The following is a 911-nucleotide window of genomic DNA, read 5'->3' as shown; positions in this document are numbered from 1 at the left end:
CACGTGCCGAGTTCAGATCAACTTCGCCGCTGCAGCAGGTTGATCCATCGATCGAAGGCCGCAGCGGATTGTCGCTCGACCATACCGAATGGCTGGGCGACCAGCATATCCAGACGGATTATGAGCTGCTAATGCAGGACTTGCAGCGAAACGATCCGGATCTCGCAGCCAGGACGCGGCTTATCGATCCCCTGATAGCCCATTATCATCTGCGCCTGGGCGATGAGAGGACCGCGCTGAGCGCTTTCCAGCGCATCGTTAATGATCAGAATGGAAGAGATACAGCCGACTTCATGTTCCTTCCAGTGAGCGATGCCAGTGCTTCGGATCCTGATCACCGCGGCACCCATTGGTCGCTGCTACTCGTTGACCGTCGCAACCGCGAGGGGCCGGCTGCCTATCACTATGACTCCTTCCGGGGCCAGAACGACGAGTTTGCAGCAATGCTCGCACAAAGATTGGGTACCCGTCTGGAGCCCGTCCGCATGACCCAACAGCGCAACGACTATGATTGCGGAGTCTTCGTGGTTGACGGCACGCGGGCGCTCGTTAGACGACTGGCACGAAGAGGCCGGCCAGCCGTGCTGCACCTCGACAACCTCGTCGCCGATCGGGAGCAACTCCAACGACGTCTGAGCACCGCGCCCAACAGTGCTCGAGCGGGGGCTGCGGCGGCTGAACCGGAGTCCTCCACACAGATCGCCGATCCCGCAGAGTTTTGGCATGGAGTGGGTCAACCCGGCCAGCTTCCCGATAGCTGGAATACAGCGACCTTACGGCAGGATTTGCCGTCAGCCGCCTATTCACCGGTGCAAAGCGTCAATCCGCCAGACGCACCATGGGAGCAAAGCTTGGGGGCATCGATCTTCGGCACCCCACAGTACACGCTGCCTGTGGACGACTTGGGAGGA

General features: G+C 60.4%; 1 protein-coding gene. It reads left to right on the top strand.

The annotated features are described in order from the left end of the window. A partial coding sequence (locus C4N04_RS31435; RefSeq protein WP_245425691.1) for a Ulp1 family isopeptidase occupies positions 1-911 on the top strand: 911 nt, incomplete at both ends.

This window comes from Rhizobium sp. H4, from assembly GCF_003013335.1.
Lineage (GTDB): Bacteria > Pseudomonadota > Alphaproteobacteria > Rhizobiales > Rhizobiaceae > Rhizobium > Rhizobium sophoriradicis.
This window is presented reverse-complemented; position numbering and strand designations above follow the sequence as displayed.